This is a genomic window from Pseudoduganella sp. RAF19 (genome assembly GCF_052114165.1).
Lineage (GTDB): Bacteria > Pseudomonadota > Gammaproteobacteria > Burkholderiales > Burkholderiaceae_D > Rugamonas.
This window is the reverse complement of record NZ_JBFREF010000005.1, coordinates 119,803-136,703: the sequence shown is the minus strand read 5'-3', so window position 1 is coordinate 136,703 and position 16,901 is coordinate 119,803. Positions and strand designations below refer to the sequence as shown.

Annotated in this window: 16 protein-coding genes; 9 read left to right on the top strand and 7 right to left on the bottom strand. The window is 62.3% G+C overall.

Annotated features, from left to right (window positions below; all coding sequences use genetic code 11):
- Window positions 1-45: 45 nt before the first annotated feature.
- Window positions 46-2,166, top strand: a complete 2,121-nt coding sequence (locus tag AB4Z19_RS13900; RefSeq protein WP_442035454.1) for a TonB-dependent siderophore receptor — start codon at window positions 46-48, stop codon at window positions 2,164-2,166.
- Here the strand turns inward: AB4Z19_RS13900 and AB4Z19_RS13895 are convergent.
- Together AB4Z19_RS13895 and AB4Z19_RS13890 are read right to left on the bottom strand one after the other, a co-directional pair.
- Window positions 2,163-2,507: an antibiotic biosynthesis monooxygenase family protein gene (locus tag AB4Z19_RS13895; protein WP_442035453.1), complete on the bottom strand. Its 345-nt coding sequence runs from the start codon at window positions 2,505-2,507 to the stop codon at window positions 2,163-2,165. The two genes, AB4Z19_RS13900 and AB4Z19_RS13895, sit on opposite strands and share 4 nt — an antisense overlap.
- On the bottom strand, window positions 2,504-3,589 hold the full coding sequence (locus AB4Z19_RS13890; protein ID WP_442025835.1) for a cytochrome P450: 1,086 nt from the start codon (window positions 3,587-3,589) through the stop codon (window positions 2,504-2,506). Before AB4Z19_RS13890 ends, AB4Z19_RS13895 begins: the two co-directional genes overlap by 4 nt.
- A gap of 76 nt (window positions 3,590-3,665) precedes the next feature.
- Here AB4Z19_RS13890 and AB4Z19_RS13885 point away from each other — a divergent pair, with 76 nt between their 5' ends.
- Genes AB4Z19_RS13885 through AB4Z19_RS13870 form a run of 4 tightly spaced genes read left to right on the top strand, consistent with a single transcriptional unit; the run spans window position 3,666 to window position 8,145 of the window.
- On the top strand, window positions 3,666-4,358 hold the full coding sequence (locus tag AB4Z19_RS13885; protein ID WP_442025836.1) for an ArsR/SmtB family transcription factor: 693 nt from the start codon (window positions 3,666-3,668) through the stop codon (window positions 4,356-4,358).
- Between the two features lie 60 nt (window positions 4,359-4,418).
- Window positions 4,419-5,093 (top strand): signal peptidase I, encoded by a 675-nt coding sequence (gene lepB, locus AB4Z19_RS13880; protein WP_442035452.1) that lies wholly within the window; start codon window positions 4,419-4,421, stop codon window positions 5,091-5,093.
- Entirely contained in the window at window positions 5,090-5,818 is a 729-nt protein-coding gene (locus AB4Z19_RS13875) for an ABC transporter ATP-binding protein (protein WP_442035451.1), read from the top strand. Before lepB ends, AB4Z19_RS13875 begins: the two co-directional genes overlap by 4 nt.
- Window positions 5,815-8,145, top strand: a complete 2,331-nt coding sequence (locus AB4Z19_RS13870) for a CPBP family intramembrane glutamic endopeptidase (RefSeq protein ID WP_442025839.1) — start codon at window positions 5,815-5,817, stop codon at window positions 8,143-8,145. Before AB4Z19_RS13875 ends, AB4Z19_RS13870 begins: the two co-directional genes overlap by 4 nt.
- Before the next feature lie 72 nt (window positions 8,146-8,217).
- Here the strand turns inward: AB4Z19_RS13870 and AB4Z19_RS13865 are convergent, their stop codons facing one another.
- The 4 genes from AB4Z19_RS13865 to AB4Z19_RS13850 form a co-directional block, all read right to left on the bottom strand.
- A complete protein-coding gene (locus AB4Z19_RS13865; RefSeq protein ID WP_442025840.1) occupies window positions 8,218-8,805 on the bottom strand; it encodes a TerD family protein in 588 nt (195 codons plus the stop codon).
- Between the two features lie 2 nt (window positions 8,806-8,807).
- Window positions 8,808-9,509, bottom strand: coding sequence for a TIGR00266 family protein (locus AB4Z19_RS13860; RefSeq protein WP_442025841.1), 702 nt, complete (start codon window positions 9,507-9,509; stop codon window positions 8,808-8,810).
- Window positions 9,506-10,081 (bottom strand): TerD family protein, encoded by a 576-nt coding sequence (locus AB4Z19_RS13855; protein WP_442025842.1) that lies wholly within the window; start codon window positions 10,079-10,081, stop codon window positions 9,506-9,508. Before AB4Z19_RS13855 ends, AB4Z19_RS13860 begins: the two co-directional genes overlap by 4 nt.
- Window positions 10,082-10,165: 84 nt before the next feature.
- A complete protein-coding gene (locus AB4Z19_RS13850) occupies window positions 10,166-11,215 on the bottom strand; it encodes a DUF475 domain-containing protein (protein ID WP_442035450.1) in 1,050 nt (349 codons plus the stop codon).
- 102 nt (window positions 11,216-11,317) lie between these two features.
- Between AB4Z19_RS13850 and nhaR the strand changes: the two genes are divergently transcribed.
- Window positions 11,318-12,217 (top strand): transcriptional activator NhaR, encoded by a 900-nt coding sequence (gene nhaR / locus AB4Z19_RS13845; protein WP_442027321.1) that lies wholly within the window; start codon window positions 11,318-11,320, stop codon window positions 12,215-12,217.
- On the opposite strand, the gene AB4Z19_RS13840 is transcribed toward nhaR, so the two are convergent.
- The gene (locus AB4Z19_RS13840) at window positions 12,214-12,891 is read right to left on the bottom strand and encodes a TetR/AcrR family transcriptional regulator (RefSeq protein WP_442027319.1); all 678 of its coding nucleotides are present in this window, start codon (window positions 12,889-12,891) and stop codon (window positions 12,214-12,216) included. The genes nhaR and AB4Z19_RS13840 overlap by 4 nt on opposite strands.
- A gap of 111 nt (window positions 12,892-13,002) precedes the next feature.
- Here AB4Z19_RS13840 and AB4Z19_RS13835 point away from each other — a divergent pair, with 111 nt between their 5' ends.
- From AB4Z19_RS13835 to AB4Z19_RS13825, 3 genes are read left to right on the top strand one after another with little or no spacing between them, the layout of a single operon-like run.
- Window positions 13,003-13,998 (top strand): HlyD family efflux transporter periplasmic adaptor subunit, encoded by a 996-nt coding sequence (locus AB4Z19_RS13835; protein WP_442027317.1) that lies wholly within the window; start codon window positions 13,003-13,005, stop codon window positions 13,996-13,998.
- A gap of 4 nt (window positions 13,999-14,002) precedes the next feature.
- Window positions 14,003-15,757, top strand: coding sequence for an ATP-binding cassette domain-containing protein (locus AB4Z19_RS13830; RefSeq protein ID WP_442027316.1), 1,755 nt, complete (start codon window positions 14,003-14,005; stop codon window positions 15,755-15,757).
- Window positions 15,754-16,899, top strand: a complete 1,146-nt coding sequence (locus AB4Z19_RS13825) for an ABC transporter permease (protein ID WP_442027315.1) — start codon at window positions 15,754-15,756, stop codon at window positions 16,897-16,899. Before AB4Z19_RS13830 ends, AB4Z19_RS13825 begins: the two co-directional genes overlap by 4 nt.
- The last annotated feature ends 2 nt before the right edge of the window (window positions 16,900-16,901 follow it).

Below are 16,901 nucleotides of genomic sequence, written 5' to 3'. Positions count from 1 at the left end.
TAGAATGCGAATCATTCTCATTTGCATTCTATAAAAAGGAAGAAAATGCTGCTGCCTGTTCCCGCCTCCCGACTTCGTCCATTTGCTCTTGCCGCCGCGCTGGTTTGCGGAGGCGCTGCCTGGGCTGATGCGCCTGCTGATGAAGCCGCGCCTGAGCCTGTCATGCAAACCGTCGTGGTCAAGGGTGAGGCGGAATCGCCGGACAGCTATACCACCCGCCGCAGCGCCTCTTCCGCCCACCTCGACCTGAGCCTGCGCGAAACGCCGCAATCCGTGTCCGTCGTGACTGCCGCCCGCATCGAAGACTTCCGCCTCGACGCCGTCAACGATGTCCTCGCCAGCACCACCGGCGTCACCGTCGAGCGCGTGGAAACCGACCGCACCTACTACACCGCGCGCGGCTTCGACATCGTCAATTTCCAGTATGACGGCGTCGGCATTCCCTTTGTCTTCGGTAACGTGACCGGCGATCTGGATACCGCCCTCTATGACCGCATCGACATCGTCCGCGGCGCCAATGGCCTGATGTCCGCCACCGGCAATCCCTCCGCCACGGTGAACTTCATCCGTAAGCGCCCGACCGCCGCTTTTCAGGCTTCTGCGAGCGCTACCTTGGGCAGCTGGGGCCAGCATCGCGTGCAAGGCGACATTTCCGGCGCGCTGAATGAAGCCGGCACATTGAACGGACGCGTGGTCGCCTCCTACCAGGAAGGCGACTCTTACCTGGACCGCTTCTCCAACGACCGCAAAGTCTTCTACGGCGTGCTGGAAGCGAAGCTGTCGCGCGACACCACGCTGACCGGCGGCTTCACCAGCCAGGACGCGAAAACGCGCGGCGGCCTGTGGGGCGCGCTGCCGCTCTACTACACCGACGGCTCGCCCACCAATTACGACGTCGGCACCAGCACCGCCACCGACTGGGCACGCAACCGCACGCGGAACAAGCGCAGCTTCCTTGAATTCGAGCATCACTTCGAGAACGGCTGGCGTGCACAGGCCACGCTGTCGCGCGCGACCACCAACACCAACTCCAAACTGTTCTACGTCTATGGCCAGCCCGACCGCGCGACGGAACTGGGCCTGTTCTCCTACCCTTCGCTGTATGACGCATCCAACAAGCAAACGCTGTTCGACGTGTCAGCCACGGGCCAGTTCCAGCTGTTTGGCCGCACGCATGATCTGAGCTTCGGCGGTTCCTGGTCCAAGTCTACGCTGGACGATATCTCGCACTACGGCCAGGGCATCGGCGCGGCGCTGCCGCCGCTGACCACCTGGCAAGGCATCTATCCCGAGCCTACCTTCGACGCCGCCATCGACGGCAGCTCGTATGAAGACAAACGCAAAACCGCTTTCGCCGCCGCACGCTGGGATCTGGCCGATAATCTGAAGCTGCTTACCGGCGTTTCCTTCGCCACCGTGGACAGCTCCGGCCTGTCGTATGGCGTCAGCAAATACCGCTCGGCCACCAAGACCACGCCTTACGTGGGTCTGGTCTACGACATCAACCAGGCCTTGTCGGCCTATGCCAGCTACACCGGCATCTTCAACCCACAAAGCGAAACCGACGCAGCCGGCCAGCCTCTGGCGCCAGTTGAAGGCCGCACCGTGGAAGTGGGCCTGAAAGGCGAATGGTTCGACCGCAAGCTGAACGCTTCCGGTGCACTGTTCAAAACGAAGCAGGACAACACCGCTGAACAGGCAGGCTATGTCGGCCCGAAAGCCTTCTACCGCGGCGTCAACGCGGAATCGAAAGGCGTGGAGTTTGATCTGTCCGGCGAACTGGCGCGCGGCTTGCAGGCTACCGCTGGCTTCACCGTGCTGACGGTGGAAGGCGATGACGGCAAGGCCGTACGCACCTTTATTCCGCGCCGCCTGCTGCGTACTTCGCTGACCTACCAGCTGCCTGCCGTGCCGCAGTTGAAGCTGGGCGCAACCGCGAACTGGCAGGACAAGACCTGGCGCGATGAGGCGGACGGCGTCACCATCCGTCAAAGCAGCTATGCAACGGTGGGCCTGATGGCGCGCTACGACATCGATAAACACTTCAGCGTGTCGGCCAACGTGAACAACCTCACGGACCGCAAATACCTGACTTCCCTGTACTGGAGCCAGGCTTACTACGCAGCGCCGCGCAATGCATCCGTGACGCTGAGCTGGAAGTATTAACCGTTCCGCGCGCGGCTATCGGCAGGAGCCTGCTCACGCTCGTTCATGCCATAGTCGCGCACCACGCTCGCAATGCGCAGGCGATAATTCTGGAACAGCGCATGGCGTCCGGCCGATTGCGCGGAGCGATGCGCTTCCAGCTGGCGCCATTGCGCGACCGCCGCTTCATCGCGGAAGAAGGACAGCGACAGCAGCTTGTCCGGGTTGTTCAGGCTCTGGAAGCGCTCTATCGAAATAAAGCCATCCACCTGATCCAGCAGTGGCCGCAGCGAGGCTGCGATATCCAGGTACTTCTGCTTGCCCTCAGCATGCGGCAGCACTTCAAAAATCACGGCAATCATTCCACCTCCTCAAAGAATTCAGGAATACGCGCATTCACCGATGCGCGATAACGCCACTGCATGCGCGGCAAGCCGTCCTGCAGTGCCTCAATCGCTGCCGACGCTATCGCTTCCGCCATCGCCTGGCCCGGACAAGCATGCGGGCCATGGCCGAATCCGAACACGCGCCCCTCAGCGCGCGGATCGCGGCTTGCCGCAGCCAGCACCAGCAGGATCACCTGCCCTTTTTGCACGCGCACACCACCGATGCCGGCATCTTCGGCCACAAAGCGGCGCGTGTTCTGCACCGGCGGGGCCATGCGTGCGACGTCACGCACCAGCGAGGCTGCATTTACAGGCCACGAGGCGCCGCGCTGCAGCGCGACGACCGTATTGCCTATCAGGCCCGCCGTTGCTTCGTAAGTCTGCGACAGCAAACCAACAAGATTCGCGAGTATCGCATGATCGTTGTCCCAGCCGGCTTCCTCGGCCTCATGCACCACAGCCTCCAGCAGCGATCCGGCACGGGGCGATTGTAATAGCGCGCGGAAGGCATCCAGCAACTCCAGGCTCGCGCCGTGCGCCGCCGCAATCTGCGCGGCGCTGCTCAAGGGAGACAGGCATGCCACGAAACGTCCCAGCCACCACGCCAGCGCCGGCAGTTGCGCATCGTCGAAACCCAGCAGGCTGGCGACCGTACGCACCGGCACTTCCATCATCCACTGCGACACACGCGGGGCCGTCATGGGCGTAGCGCCGGCCAGCTCACGCGCGATGCGCGATGCCACTGCGCGGACCTGTTCGAGCGGCACGCTGCCGAGCGCGCGCTGCAAGGCCATTTTGGGTGAGGCATGGCGTTCGCCCTCATTCATGCGCACCAGCGCAGCAAACACTTCGCCCGCGCTGCCGCCGGTAATCGCCGCTGGCACTGGCTCAGCGGGCGGGCGCACGCGGCAAGCGGCATGCGTCATCACTTCCATGACCAGCGCCGGACTGGCCGCAATCCACATCCCTTCGCGCCACACCAGCCGGGGTTCGCGCGCCAGCGCTGCATAGAATTCGTAGGGATCGGCACTGGTTACCGCCGCAACAGGATTCTGCATTTCGATACTCCAGCAAAGTGAAAGAAATTGCAGTATGCTGAAAAACCACCATCAACATTTCGTCCGACACCGAACTATGGATGCACACGCCGATTACCACCTCGCCCGCGTTGCCGGCGCCATCGCCGAGCCGGCACGTGCCCGCATGCTGTGCTGCCTGCTCGACGGCCATGCGCGCACGGCCACCGAGCTCTCGGCCGTTGCTGAGGTCAGCGCCTCTACTGCCAGTGCCCATCTGGCGCGGCTGAAGGACGACCGCCTTCTGGTGCAGGTCGCACAGGGCAAACACCGCTACTACCAGATTGCCGATGCCGACGTGGGTGCGGCGCTGGAAGCCCTGCTGGTGGTGGCGGGCCTGCCGCGTCCACAGTTCAAACCCAATACGCCGGACCGCCTGCGCAACGCGCGCACCTGCTACGACCACATGGCCGGCACCATTGCCGTCCGCCTGCACGATCACTTCGCCGAACAGGGCTGGCTGGCGACCAATGGCGACAACGAATATGCCCTGACGCCGGAAGGCGAACAACAATTCGTGCAACTCGGCCTGGACTTGCAAGCGATGCGCAAGCTGCGCCGGCGTTTCGCCTGCCCTTGCCTGGACTGGAGCGAACGCCGTCCCCATCTCGGCGGTGCACTGGGCGCGGCCCTGCTGCAACTGGCGCTGAAGAAGGGCTGGGTCGAACAGGATCTCGACAGCCGCGCGCTCAGCGTGCCGCCAAAAGGACAACGCCAGATGCTGGCCGCCTTCGGCCTAAGCACGGCTTAAGATAGTGATAAGATGATAAAGCTCTGGACTGTCCAGCTACCCGACCGGAGACCATCGACCATGAAACAGCTGATCCGCGACAACAAGGGCTTTATCGCATTCCTCGTGCTGCTCGGCATATTCCGCACGGCGTTTGCGGACTGGAATCCGATTCCCTCGGCTTCCATGCATCCCAATCTGCTGGAAGGCGACGTCGTATTCGTCAACCGTGTGGCCTACGATCTGAAAGTCCCGCTTACCGACGTATCGCTGACCCACCTCGGCGATCCGCAGCGCGGCGACATCGTCACTTTCAGCTCGCCGAAAGACGGCACGCGCCTGATCAAGCGTATCGCAGCCTTGCCCGGCGATAAAGTCGAAATGCGCGGCGAACGTCTCATCATCAACGGCAAACCCGCGCAGTATTCGGTGATCGACAATGCCACCGAAACGATCGCCAACGTGGGCGATCTGAAAGCGCTGCGCCTGAACGAGAATAACGGCAAGGCCAGTTACAGCATCCAGGTGCTGCCGGAAATCCAGGCCCGCCGCGACTTCGGTCCCGTTACCGTTCCCGCCGACAGCTACCTGATGCTGGGCGATAACCGCGACAACAGCGCCGATTCGCGTTTCATCGGCTTCGTGCCGCGCAAGCTGCTGATCGGCCGCGCCGAGCGCATTCTGGTGTCGGCGGACATCCAGGGCAACTGGGCGCCGCGCACGGAGCGCATCGGCATGAGCCTGCGCCACGAATGATTGAATTTGATGCCCTGAGCAAGCAATACGGCAGCTACCACGCCGTGCATCCACTGTCGCTGACGGTGGGGCGCGGCGAAGTTTTTGGTTTCCTCGGCCCGAACGGCGCCGGCAAGACCACCACCATCCGCATGATGATGGGCATTCTCGTCCCGAGTGCCGGACGTGTGCTGATCGATGGCCTGGACTGCCACGCCCAGGCGGCGGAGGTGAAACGCCACGTCGGCTACCTGCCGGACAATCCCATCTTCTATGATTACCTGCGCGGCCGCGAAATTCTGCAATTCGTCGCCGAGATGCACGGCTTCACGCGCTGCGAAGCGATCGCGCGTGCCGCCAGGCTGCTTGATGAATTCGGGCTGGACGAAGTGAGCGAGGAATTCGCCGTCAACTATTCCATGGGCATGAAGAAGAAGCTGGGCCTGGCCTGCGCGCTGGTGCATGACCCGGCCGTGCTGATTCTGGATGAACCCATCAACGGCCTCGATCCGCGCGCTGCACGCGAAGTGCAGGAACGCCTGATCGCCAGCGCGGCACGCGGAAAAACCATTTTCGTTTCCACCCACCTGCTCGATATGGCGGAGCGCATGTGCAACCGCGTCGGCATCATCAACCGCGGCATGCTGGTGGCCACCGGTTCGGTCGACGAATTGCGCGGCGCCTCCAGCGTCAATAGCTCGCTGGAAGAAGTCTTCCTGAAAGTGACCAGCGAAGCGGAAGCATGATGGACGCTTTCCTGCCCGGTGCCGGACGCGCCTTCTGGTTGCTGTTCCGCCTCCGTGTGCGGCGCATGTTCAATATGAGCGGCATGCTGTTCAGGCGCCGCGCCAAGGGCGGCAAGAGCCGTCCTGCCACAGCGGGAAAAGGCGGCGTGCGCGTGCTGGTCACGCTGATGATGGCCGGCTTCATGACGGCGGCCTTCGTCAATATGAGCAGCATGACGATCCTGAATCTGAACTGCCATCTCGGCGCCGGCAGTTATTGTGACGCTCAGATCACCGCGCATTTGCACGAAGCGGTGGCCGCTGTCGCAGCATCCGCTTTCAGCCCCGCGCTTGCGCAAGGTATCGCCCTGGAACTGGCGGCCCTTGTGCTGGTTGCCATCATACTTCCCCTCGGCAGCAAGGAACTGGCCAATCCGGACTGGGATCTGGAGTGGCTGATCACCCTGCCCATGCAGCGCAATACGCTGTTGTGGGCACGTATAGCGGAACGCGCCATCGCCAACCCGACCGGCTGGCTGACACTATGGCCGCTGTGCCTGATGATCGCCTGGCACTCCGGCTTTCGCTGGACCGCGCCTTTGCTGGCAACCGCGGTCGCGCTCCTGCTGCTCGTCATCGCCGCCGCGGTGCGCACCGTTGTGGATACCGGTCTTCGCTTGCGCCTTGCGCCATCGCAGCTGCGCAATCTGCAGGCCGTGGCATCGGTTGCCAGCCTGCCACTGATGTACTTCGTCATGTCGCTCAGCATGCCGACCGCTGCGTTGACAATGGGCTGGGCCGCGCGCGCGCCCGCGTGGCTGCTCTGGACGCCGGCAGGCCTTGTCGTGCAGGCGCTGAATACGCGCAATGCCGTCCACGCCGCCATCGCTGCTGCGCTGCTGATCGCGCAAGCCATATTGACCGGCTGGGCGTGCATGGTAGTCCTGCGCGCGCTGCTGGCCAACGGTGTCGTCGCCACCGGCTCACGCGAGACAGGCCGCAAGGCCGCAACTCCCTCGGCTGCCGCGACGGCCATCAGCGCCGCGCCATCACGCACCTTGATCGGCACGCCACTACAGCGCCGCGAACTGCGCCTGCTTAGCCGCGACCGCGGCTTCCTCGTGCAAAGCCTGCTTCTACCGGTCATCATCATCGGCAGCCAGCTGATCTTCAACGGCAAAATCGAAAACACCGCCGAACTGGGCGCGAATCCGAGCGTGCTGGCGGCGATGGCGTTCGGCATCGGCGGCTATGTGCTGATGCTGTCGGCGTTTCAGACGCTGAACCGGGAGGGCCAGGCATTGTGGATGCTTTACACCTTCCCGCGTTCCATCGAAAGCGTGTTGAAGGAAAAGGCGCAGTTGTGGGCGGCATTGGCCACCTTCTACCCGCTGGTCATCTTCGGCGTCGGCATCGCGTGCGGCGCGAAGCCGGACGTGCAATTTTTCAGCCTGATGATTCTCGCACTGGCAGGCATTCCCATCTTTTCCATGATTGCCGTCTCGCTCGGCGTGTGGGGCTGCGATCCACTGGCGGAAGAGGCCAGCCAGCGCGTTCGGCCCACTTTCGTCTACACCTATTTCGTGCTGTGTTCCTTTTATACGATCGCTCTGTACACCTCCGAGTGGCATCTGAAGCTTGCCGTCATCGTGCTGATGGCTGCACTGGCGCTCGCGTTGTGGCAGAAAGCGCGCGATGCCTTGCCCTATATGCTCGATACTACCGCGACGCCACCGCCGCGCGTGTCCGCAGCGGATGGCATCATGGCAGCGCTGCTGTTCTTTACTATTCAGATCATTGCCCTGCTGTTCCTGTCCGGCCGCAGCCAGCCGACAATGGGTCATCTGACGTTCGCCTTTGCCATCGCCGGCGGCGTTACCTATGCACTGGCGCGCCTGATCTACTGGCGCTCGCGCACCGCCGGTGTGCCGCGCCTGCTGCCGGCCAGCTATGGCGCCGCAGCGGGATGGTCGCTGGCCATGGCTGCGATCGCGATCGGCTTCGCTGCCGCTTACCTGGCCGTGCTGCGCCACCTCGGCGTTTCCGTACCGGCGCTGAACGGCTCGATCAATTGGATACTGCCGCTCGCCGTACTGGCCGCGCCGCTATTCGAAGAATTCATTTTCCGCGGCCTGATCTTCGGCGGCCTGCGCCGCTCGATGCCCGCCGGCGCCGCCATGTTCGCCAGCGCCGCCATTTTCGCCGTCGTGCATCCGCCACTGTCCATGCTGCCAGTCTTTATCGTCGGTCTCTGCACCGCCGTCGCTTACGAACGCAGCAAGTCCCTGCTCGCCCCCATGCTTACCCACGCTCTCTATAATGCTGCGATGATCGCTTTGCAGATGTAAAAAAACGGCGGCCTGTTGCCAGGACCGCCGTAAGGGAAAGACGCCATGGGAAGCGCCTATGAACGCTTTACATTACAGATGCGTCGCGATTTGCGGCAGCAGCTGGTCGAAAGTGCGGCCTGTGCTGTTTTCGCCGATGGCGTGCATCTTCCATTCGCCGTTGTGGCGATACAGTTTGGCCATGATCTGCGCCGAGTGCGAACCCTGCACGGACAGGTTGAAGCGCGCCACTTCGCGGCCGTCTTCAGCATTCACCAGACGGCAGTAGGCGTTTTCCACCTGCGCGAAAGTCTGGCCGGTGAAGCTGTTCACGGTGAAGACCATGCTGCGCACCTTGTCCGGCACTTGCGACAGTGCCACCGCGATCTGCTCGTCGTCGCCATCGCCGGCACCGGTGCGGTTGTCGCCGCTGTGCACAACGCTGCCGTCGCGGCTTTTCAGCTGGCGGAACCAGACCACATCCACAGGATTATTGGTTTCATCGAACAGGACACAGGACGCGTCCAGGTCGACTTCCGCTGCGCGGGCGCCGAAGCCCAGGCCGAACAAGCCCTTGGTCTTGGCCACATCCCAGCCCAGGCCCATCGAAATCCGGTTCAGGCGACCGCCCGCTTCTTTTTCGAGCGAGATCTTCTGACCCTTTTGCAAATTCACTGACATACTTAACCTCCCTGACGATTGCGCAACAGCCAGCTCGTGAAAGCATCGCGGTTGCGCGAACAGATCAACACCTTGCCCTGGCCGGAGAAGCGCAATACCACGCCTTCGCCGCTGGTCACGCTGTTCACCAGGCTGCCCAGCAGGCCGCCGCCGGAGCGGGTGGCCACGGACAACTCATAACGCAGCCCGGAATCCCAGGCCACCACGTGAGCGTTGTCGATCACAATTTCCTTGCCCGGTTCAACGTCCAGCTGCGACATCGAACCGAATCCGCTCACCACCAGCTGGCCGCTGCCGGCCGTTTCGGTGATGAAGAAGCCACCGCTCTGCCCGAACAGCGCATTGCCCAGGCTTTGCGTACGCACCTTGAGGTCCACGCCGCCAGTGGCGGCGACAAAGGCGCCATCGCTGATCATGTACTGGCGCGCGCCTACGTCGACCACCTGCATCGCGCCAGGCAGCGTCGGCGACAGCAGGCAATCACCGTTGCCGCGCACCGCCTCGATGTGCTGCTGGAAGAAGGACTCGCCGTTGGCAAAGGTGCGCATCAATGCGCTGCCCAAACCGCCGGTCATCTTGCCCTTCAGCTCCAGTGCCGATTCCATCATCACCATGGCGTTCGATTCGCAATAAATCTTCTCGCCCTGCTTCATCGACACATGGAGGAAGGGATCGACGTCCCCGGTAACGGTAAAGACGGTCATACCTTCACGCCGAAGGAGGAAGCCAGTGCGCCCAGGCCGCCTTTGTAGCCCTGGCCCACGGCCTTGAACTTCCAGTCGCCGGCGTTGCGGTACACCTCGCCGAACACCAGCGAAGTCTCGGTCGAACCGTCTTCGGACAGGTCATAGCGGGCGATCTCGCCGTTGTTTGCGCCATTCACGCAGCGTACAAAGGCACGCTGTACCTGGCCGAAATTCTGGCGGCGCGAGTCCGCTTCGTGGATCGTCACGCAGATCGCGATGCGCTCCACATCGGTCGGCACGCGGGTCAGGTCGATACTGACCGTTTCATCGTCGCCGTCGCCGGCGCCGGTGCGGTTGTCGCCGCTATGTGCGACTGCGCCGTCGCTGGACTTCAGGTTGTTGTAGAAGATGAAGTCGAGGTCATTGCGTACTTTGCCATCCACTTTCAGCAGGAAGGCCGAACCGTCGATGTCGAATGCCGCGCCATCGGTCTGGCGCACATCCCAGCCCAGTCCCACCGTCAGTTTCGACAGGCCCGGGGCTTCTTTGCTCAGGTTGACGTTACCGCCTTTTTGCAGACTGATTGCCATGATTTGCTACTCCTTGAGTGTCAGACACCTTGCATGCGCGGCGGGCCGGTGTCTAATAAGCGCGCCGCGTTTCCTTACTCGCCCTTACGCTGCTTGCAGCAGGGCTTTTTCCTTGTTGCGGTGGCGGATCGAAGACCACAGCGAACCTGCAATGAAGGCCACACCAATCAGGCCGGTCACCACTTCAGGGATGTGAAACTTCATACTCGCCAACATGATCACTGCCAGAATGCCGATTGCGTAGTGAGCACCGTGTTCCAGGTACACGTACTGGTCGAGCGTGCCCTTGTGGACCAGGTAGACCGTCAGAGAACGCACGAACATCGCACCAATCGCCAGGCCCAGCATGATGATGACGACGTCGCTGGTGATCGCAAACGCGCCAATCACACCGTCGAAGCTGAACGAAGCATCCAGCACTTCCAGGTAGAGGAAGCCGCCGATACCGCCACGCTTCACCATCTCGCCCACATTGCCGCCACCCTCTTCTTCCTTTTCCAGGAAGCTGGACAGCGCATCCACCGCCACGTAAATCAGCACGCCCCAGATACCGGACACCAGCACGATCAGCTTCTGTGCTTCGTCCACGATGGACAGGCTGCCCAGCAAAATGCCCAGCGCCACCATCACGGAAATCGACGACACTTTGCCCAGCGCGCCGAGCTTGCGTTCGACGTTGCCCAGCCAGTGCAGCTCCTTCTCGTGGTCCAGCAGGAAATTCAGGAACACCATCAGCAGGAACATGCCGCCAAAGGCCGCCACTTCCGCGTGGTGATTCGTCAGGTGCATCGAGAACGATTTCGGATCATTGATCGCCAGCGACCACACTTCCGGTACGCTCAGGTTTGCCGCGACGGCCACAATCACCAGCGGGAACAGCAAGCGCATGCCGAACACCGCGATGATGATGCCCACGCCGAGGAACAGCTTCTGCCAGAAGGCGTCCCAGGTTTTGAGCACGGAGGCGTTGACCACCGCGTTGTCGAAGGACAGCGAAACTTCCATCACGCCCAGGATCAATGCGATCCACAGCGCGGACAGTGCCCCGGTCCAGCCAGTATGTTGGTATCCCCACCAGCCTGCTGCCGCAAGACAGATGAAGGAGACCAGGAATGAAATCCTGAAGTGCTTCATCGGTTACCCCTTTTTTGTTTAAGTAATGAAGCGCAGTGTAAAGAAAACCGCCAAATTGAAAAATGGAAGATAATTGAATAGTTACTTCGAAAAAACCGAACAATGAAAACTGCCGGCCTCAATTTCCGCCACCTGTACTTCTTCCGCGTTGTGGCGACGGAAGGCAGCGTCACGCGCGCTGCCGAGCGTCTCGGCCTGGCAATCCAGACCGTCAGCACGCAGATTCAGTCGCTGGAACAGCAGATCGGCAAGTCACTGCTAACCCAGCAGGGACGCCGCCTCGTCCCCACCGAAGCGGGCCGTGTGGCGCTGACTTATGCCGAGCAGATTTTCGAATTGGGCGACCGCATGCAGGAAGCGCTGGAGGATGTGGATGCAGGCAAGATGCGCCTGACCGTCGGCATCTCGGACTCGTTGCCCAAGCTGATTGCCTTCCGCCTGCTGCAGGCGACGCAGGCGCTGGATGTGCAGGTCAAGCTAGTGTGTATGGAAAATGAATTCGATTCGCTGCTGGCCGACCTGGCCCTGCATAAACTCGATGTCGTGCTGACGGACCGCTCCGTGCGCGCCACGGCCAGCCTGCGCGTGTTCAGTCACTTGCTGGCGGAGAGCCAGATGAATCTTTTCGGCACGCGCGCACTGCAGCGCAAGTACGCGCGCAACTTTCCGCACAGTTTGAACGGCGCGCCGCTGCTGCTGCCAACGCGGAACAACGCCCTGCGCGGGCGCATCGACGCCTGGCTGCTGAAGCATGAGATACGCCCTGATGTGGCTGGCGAATTTGAAGATAACGCGATGCTGAATACATTTGGCCGCAACGGCATGGGCCTGTTCTTCGCGCCTGCTACGCTGGCAACGGACTTGTATGAGCAGTTCGACGCCATGCTGGTTGGCGAAGCGCCCGAGCTGCGTGAACAGTTCTATGCCATCTCAAGTGAGCGGCGCATTCACCATCCTGCGGTGGAGGCTATTCTCGAAGCCGCACACGAAGGCCTGGCTTAAACGCTTTTGTAGTGGGCGCCGAGCGCGCCCAACCCGGCCAGCGCGTAGCGCACCATATCGGCAGCCACGCCGTCCGGGTCGTCGTTAATAGATGGGAAAAGCTTTTCGCGCATGGCCTGCGGCGCCATCAGCAACGCAAGGCATGGCGACATCAGGAAGAACAATCCGCGCTGCAAGCCTGGGCTGCCGGGCGGCAGGCCGAGGATTTCGGACACCAGGCCCAGCATCACCATCGCTTTCGGCGCAATCGCCTTGTGCACCAGCACCGGCGCATGCACGGTTGGCGCCATCAGCTCGCGCAGCACCACTTTCGCCCCCCAGTGCGCGTGCTTGCCCATGGCCCGGCGCACGATACCGCCGAGAATCATGCCGAGTTTCTGTTCTGCCGGTATCGTCTGAGCCATCACGGCCTGCATGTCTTCCAGCTTCAGCAGGTAGTGATGGGCCTCGACCAGCACAGTCTCATACAATTGGTCACGGCCGCCGAAGTGATAATTAACTGCCGCCATGTTGACGCCGGCGCGGGCGCAGATTTCTTTGCTGGTAGCGTCGGCGAAGCCACGCTCGGCAAATACTTGCCCCGCAACATCGAGCAGATGTTGTTTGGTTGCCTCACCGTCCTGGCGCGAAGCGCGCACTGCAACGGGTTCGGGTTTTCGAATGGAAGTTGCCATGGGCAGCATTGTAGGTCACACAGTAAAAGATAGCACGCGACGGAAATACTTCTAATTTAAATTTGAATTTGACGTAGAATACTTTCAGTAGTTAAGTGAATGAGGTTCGTCATGAACAAGAAAGTCGTCGTTTTCGCCGTTATCGCCCTGGCCGCCGTTGGTGCGGCCGCCTGGTTTCTGTCACGCCCAGCCACCAGCGACAAGGACCTGGTCTTATATGGCAATGTTGACCTAAGACAAGTTTCGCTCGCCTTCAATGGCAGCGAGCGCATCGCCACCCTGCACGCCGAGGAGGGGCAGCTGGTCCGGGCCGGAGAAGTGCTGGGCGAGCTTGATACCAAAACGCTCACCTTGCGCCTGGCCCAGTCACGCGCCCAGGCCGCGGCGCAGGAGCAGGTGCTGGGCCGCCTGAAAGCCGGCAGCCGTCCCGAAGAACTGGCGCAGGCGAAGGCGCACACTGCCCAGATGCAGGCCGACGCCGACCTCGCCCACCAGCAACTGGATCGCGCCCAAGCCACCTTCAAAGAGAGCAACGGCCGCGCCATCAGCCAGCAGGACATCGACAGCGCCCAGGCGCGCGCCAAGGCTGCCGACGCCCAGCTGCGCGCGGCCCGCAAGTCCGAGGACCTGGTGCAGATCGGTCCGCGCAAGGAAGACATCGCGCAAGCCCAGGCCCAGCTGGACGCCGCCCACGCCGATATCGCCGTGCTGGAACACCAGCTGTCCGAAGCCACGTTGAAAGCGCCGGTCACCGCCATCGTGCGCGCCCGCCTGATGGAGCCGGGCGACATGGCCGCGCCGCAGCGTCCTGTGTACACGCTGGCCATCGCCAGTCCGAAATGGGTACGCACCTATGTGAAGGAGGCGGACCTGGGCCGCGTGAAACCCGGCATGGCCGCCAGCATCGTGATCGACAGCCAGCCGAAATCGTCCATCCCCGGCAAGATCGGCTATATCTCGTCCGTGGCGGAGTTCACGCCGAAGACGGTGCAGACCGAAGAACTGCGCACTGCCCTCGTCTACGAAGTACGCGTGCTGACCGATGACCGCAGCAATATCCTGCGCATGGGTATGCCCGCCACCGTTCATATCGCACTGGCCCAGTAAGATCATGGCAGCGCAAGACCAAGGCCCGGCACTGAGCGGTAAGGGCCTGCATAAACGATTCACCGTCAAGGAATCGAAGCACGACATCCACGCCCTGTGCGATGTGTCGCTGGAGGTTCCGCGTGGCGCGCTGACGGCGCTTGTCGGACCGGATGGCGCAGGCAAGACCACGCTGCTGCGCATAGTGGCGGGCCTGATGAAACCAACCGAAGGCCAGCTCACCGTGCTTGGTGTCGACGTCGCCACCCATCCGCAAACGGTGCAGGACCGCATCAGCTACATGCCGCAGCGCTTCGGCCTTTATGAAGACCTGAGCGTGCAGGAGAACATGGATCTGTACGCCGATTTGCACGGCGTGCCGAAAAACGAACGTGCCGAACGCTTCAAGCGCCTGCTGCACATGACCGACCTGGGACGCTTCACGGATCGGCCGGCAGGCAAACTGTCCGGCGGCATGAAGCAGAAGCTCGGCCTGGCCTGCACCCTGGTACGCTCGCCTGAACTGCTGCTGCTGGACGAACCGACGGTCGGTGTCGACCCGCTGTCGCGCCGCGAGCTGTGGGACATCGTGCAGCAGCTGGTGAACGAGGAAAAGCTGAGCGTGATCGTCAGCACGTCCTACATGGACGAAGCCGAACGCTGTGCCCAGGTCTACGTAATGCACGATGGCCGCGTACTGGCCTCCGGCACGCCGGAAGCCATCCGCCAGCGTGCCGATGGCCTGTCTTACGTGGCCGTTCCCAAAGCACCGATGTCCGCCCGCAGCCTGCAGGCCCGCCTGATCGACGACCACGCCCACATCATCGATGCCGTGCCCGAGGGCGGCCAGGTGCGCTACATCCGCCGCACCGATGCGCCGGACGATGCGCTGGCCGGCTTGCTGGAAGGCGCCAGTACCCAGCCCGCGCCACCGCGCCTGGAAGACGGCTTCATGATGGTGCTGCGCGGCGAACCTGCGAAAGATCCCAACGCCGCCAGCGCCCCCGTACACAAGATCGAAGCCGAAGACGGCGACCAGCCCGTGATCGAAGTGCGCGACCTGGTACGCAAATTCGGTGACTTCACTGCTGTCGCCAGCACGACCTTCAGCGTCAGGCGCGGCGAGATATTCGGCCTGCTCGGTCCCAACGGCGCGGGCAAGACCACCACTTTCCGCATGCTGTGCGGCCTGCTGCCTGCCAGCAGCGGCTTCCTGCAGGTGGCAGGCGTCAATCTGCGTCATGCGCGCGCCCAGGCGCGCCAGAAGATCGGCTACGTGTCGCAGAAGTTCGCTTTGTACGGCAACCTCACCGTAATGGAAAACCTGGACTTCTTCGGCGGCGCTTATGGCCTGTATGGCGACAAGCTCAAGGAGCGCACCAGCACCGTGCTCCAGCAGTTCCAGCTGCACGGCCAGGAAGACATGCCCAGCGGCCAGTTGCCCGGTGGCTTCAAGCAGCGGTTGGCGATGGCGGCAGGCCTGCTGCATGAGCCGGAAATTCTCTTCCTTGATGAACCCACCAGTGGCGCCGACCCGCTGGCACGGCGCGAATTCTGGCGGCGCATCACGGCTTTGTCCGAAGCTGGCGTGACCATCGTCGTCACAACTCACTTCATGGAAGAAGCGGAATACTGCGACCGCATCGTGATCCAGGACGCGGGCAAGGTACTGGCCATCGGCACACCGCGCGAAGTGCGCGACCAGGCTGGCGGTACAGGCGATATGGAGCAAGCCTTCATCGCCATCGTCGAAAAGAACCGCAAGGAGACCCGCCAATGAGTGCCGGATTCTCCCGCCGCCTTGTGGCGCTCACGCGCAAGGAATTCCGCCAGCTGCTGCGCGATTCGGCCAATCTGGCTATCGGCATCCTGCTGCCGATTGTGCTGATCCTGATCTTTGGCTACGGCCTGTCGCTGGACGTGAAGGATGCACCGATCGCCATTGTCATGGAAGATGCCTCGCCTACCGCCAATGATGCGGTGGCGGGCTTGCAGCTATCGACGGCCTTCAAACCGGTCATCGTGCAGTCCATGCACGATGCCGAGACGCTGATGCAGAAGCGCGAAGTGGACGCCATCGTGCGCGTGCCGTCCGATTTCTCGCGCAGCATGAACGCAGGCGGTGCGCGCATCCAGCTGCTGGTGCACGGTGCGGATGCCAGCCGTGCCACCATCATCATGAACTACGCCACTACCGCCCTGGCCCAGTGGCCGCAGCGGCAGGCTGAACGCTCCGGTGCAGCCGCTGCGCGCGGTGCAGCCACACCCGCATCGGGCGCGGTTGCCGTCGAACAGCGCATGTGGTTCAACGCCGCCAACACCAGCACCTGGTATCTGGTTCCCGGCCTGATCGTCTTGATCATGACGCTGGTGGGCGCCTTCCTGACTGCACTGGTGATGGCGCGCGAATGGGAACGCGGCACGCTGGAGGCGCTGTTTGTAACGCCCGTGCGTCCGGTGGAAATCCTGCTGGCGAAGATCATTCCCTACTTCTGCGTCGGCATGCTGGGCCTTGCGCTTTGCCTGCTGGCGGCGCGCTTCCTGTTTGAAGTGCCGATGGAAGGATCGCTGCTCGTCGTGGTGATTGCCTCCATGCTGTACCTGTTCGTGGCGGTCGGCATGGGTCTGCTGATTTCGTCGGTGACAAAGAACCAGTTCCTCGCCAGCCAGGTGGCGCTACTGTCCAGCTTCATGCCTTCGCTGATGCTGTCCGGCTTCCTGTTCGACCTGCGCAATGTGCCGGTAGTCATTCGCATCATTGGCAAGATCCTGCCCGCGACCTATTTCATGGAACTGATCAAGACCCTGTTCCTGGCCGGGAATGTGTGGCCGCTGATCCTGCGCGATTGCGCCATCCTCGCCGGCTATGCGGTGCTGCTGCTTGGCATAGCGCGCGCCGTCACGCGCAAACAACTTGATTAAGG

What these genes read in the sequence shown, in the direction of transcription:
- nhaR (WP_442027321.1), top strand. Translation starts at nt 11,318, where the DNA reads ATGAAAACTGCCGGCCTCAATTTCCGCCACCTGTACTTCTTCCGCGTT.
- AB4Z19_RS13875 (WP_442035451.1), top strand. Translation starts at nt 5,090, where the DNA reads ATGATTGAATTTGATGCCCTGAGCAAGCAATACGGCAGCTACCACGCC.
- AB4Z19_RS13850 (WP_442035450.1), bottom strand. Translation starts at nt 11,215, where the DNA reads ATGAAGCACTTCAGGATTTCATTCCTGGTCTCCTTCATCTGTCTTGCG.
- AB4Z19_RS13890 (WP_442025835.1), bottom strand. Translation starts at nt 3,589, where the DNA reads ATGCAGAATCCTGTTGCGGCGGTAACCAGTGCCGATCCCTACGAATTC.
- AB4Z19_RS13840 (WP_442027319.1), bottom strand. Translation starts at nt 12,891, where the DNA reads ATGGCAACTTCCATTCGAAAACCCGAACCCGTTGCAGTGCGCGCTTCG.
- AB4Z19_RS13865 (WP_442025840.1), bottom strand. Translation starts at nt 8,805, where the DNA reads ATGTCAGTGAATTTGCAAAAGGGTCAGAAGATCTCGCTCGAAAAAGAA.
- AB4Z19_RS13895 (WP_442035453.1), bottom strand. Translation starts at nt 2,507, where the DNA reads ATGATTGCCGTGATTTTTGAAGTGCTGCCGCATGCTGAGGGCAAGCAG.
- AB4Z19_RS13885 (WP_442025836.1), top strand. Translation starts at nt 3,666, where the DNA reads ATGGATGCACACGCCGATTACCACCTCGCCCGCGTTGCCGGCGCCATC.
- AB4Z19_RS13900 (WP_442035454.1), top strand. Translation starts at nt 46, where the DNA reads ATGCTGCTGCCTGTTCCCGCCTCCCGACTTCGTCCATTTGCTCTTGCC.
- AB4Z19_RS13830 (WP_442027316.1), top strand. Translation starts at nt 14,003, where the DNA reads ATGGCAGCGCAAGACCAAGGCCCGGCACTGAGCGGTAAGGGCCTGCAT.
- lepB (WP_442035452.1), top strand. Translation starts at nt 4,419, where the DNA reads ATGAAACAGCTGATCCGCGACAACAAGGGCTTTATCGCATTCCTCGTG.
- AB4Z19_RS13860 (WP_442025841.1), bottom strand. Translation starts at nt 9,509, where the DNA reads ATGACCGTCTTTACCGTTACCGGGGACGTCGATCCCTTCCTCCATGTG.
- AB4Z19_RS13855 (WP_442025842.1), bottom strand. Translation starts at nt 10,081, where the DNA reads ATGGCAATCAGTCTGCAAAAAGGCGGTAACGTCAACCTGAGCAAAGAA.
- AB4Z19_RS13835 (WP_442027317.1), top strand. Translation starts at nt 13,003, where the DNA reads ATGAACAAGAAAGTCGTCGTTTTCGCCGTTATCGCCCTGGCCGCCGTT.
- AB4Z19_RS13870 (WP_442025839.1), top strand. Translation starts at nt 5,815, where the DNA reads ATGATGGACGCTTTCCTGCCCGGTGCCGGACGCGCCTTCTGGTTGCTG.
- AB4Z19_RS13825 (WP_442027315.1), top strand. Translation starts at nt 15,754, where the DNA reads ATGAGTGCCGGATTCTCCCGCCGCCTTGTGGCGCTCACGCGCAAGGAA.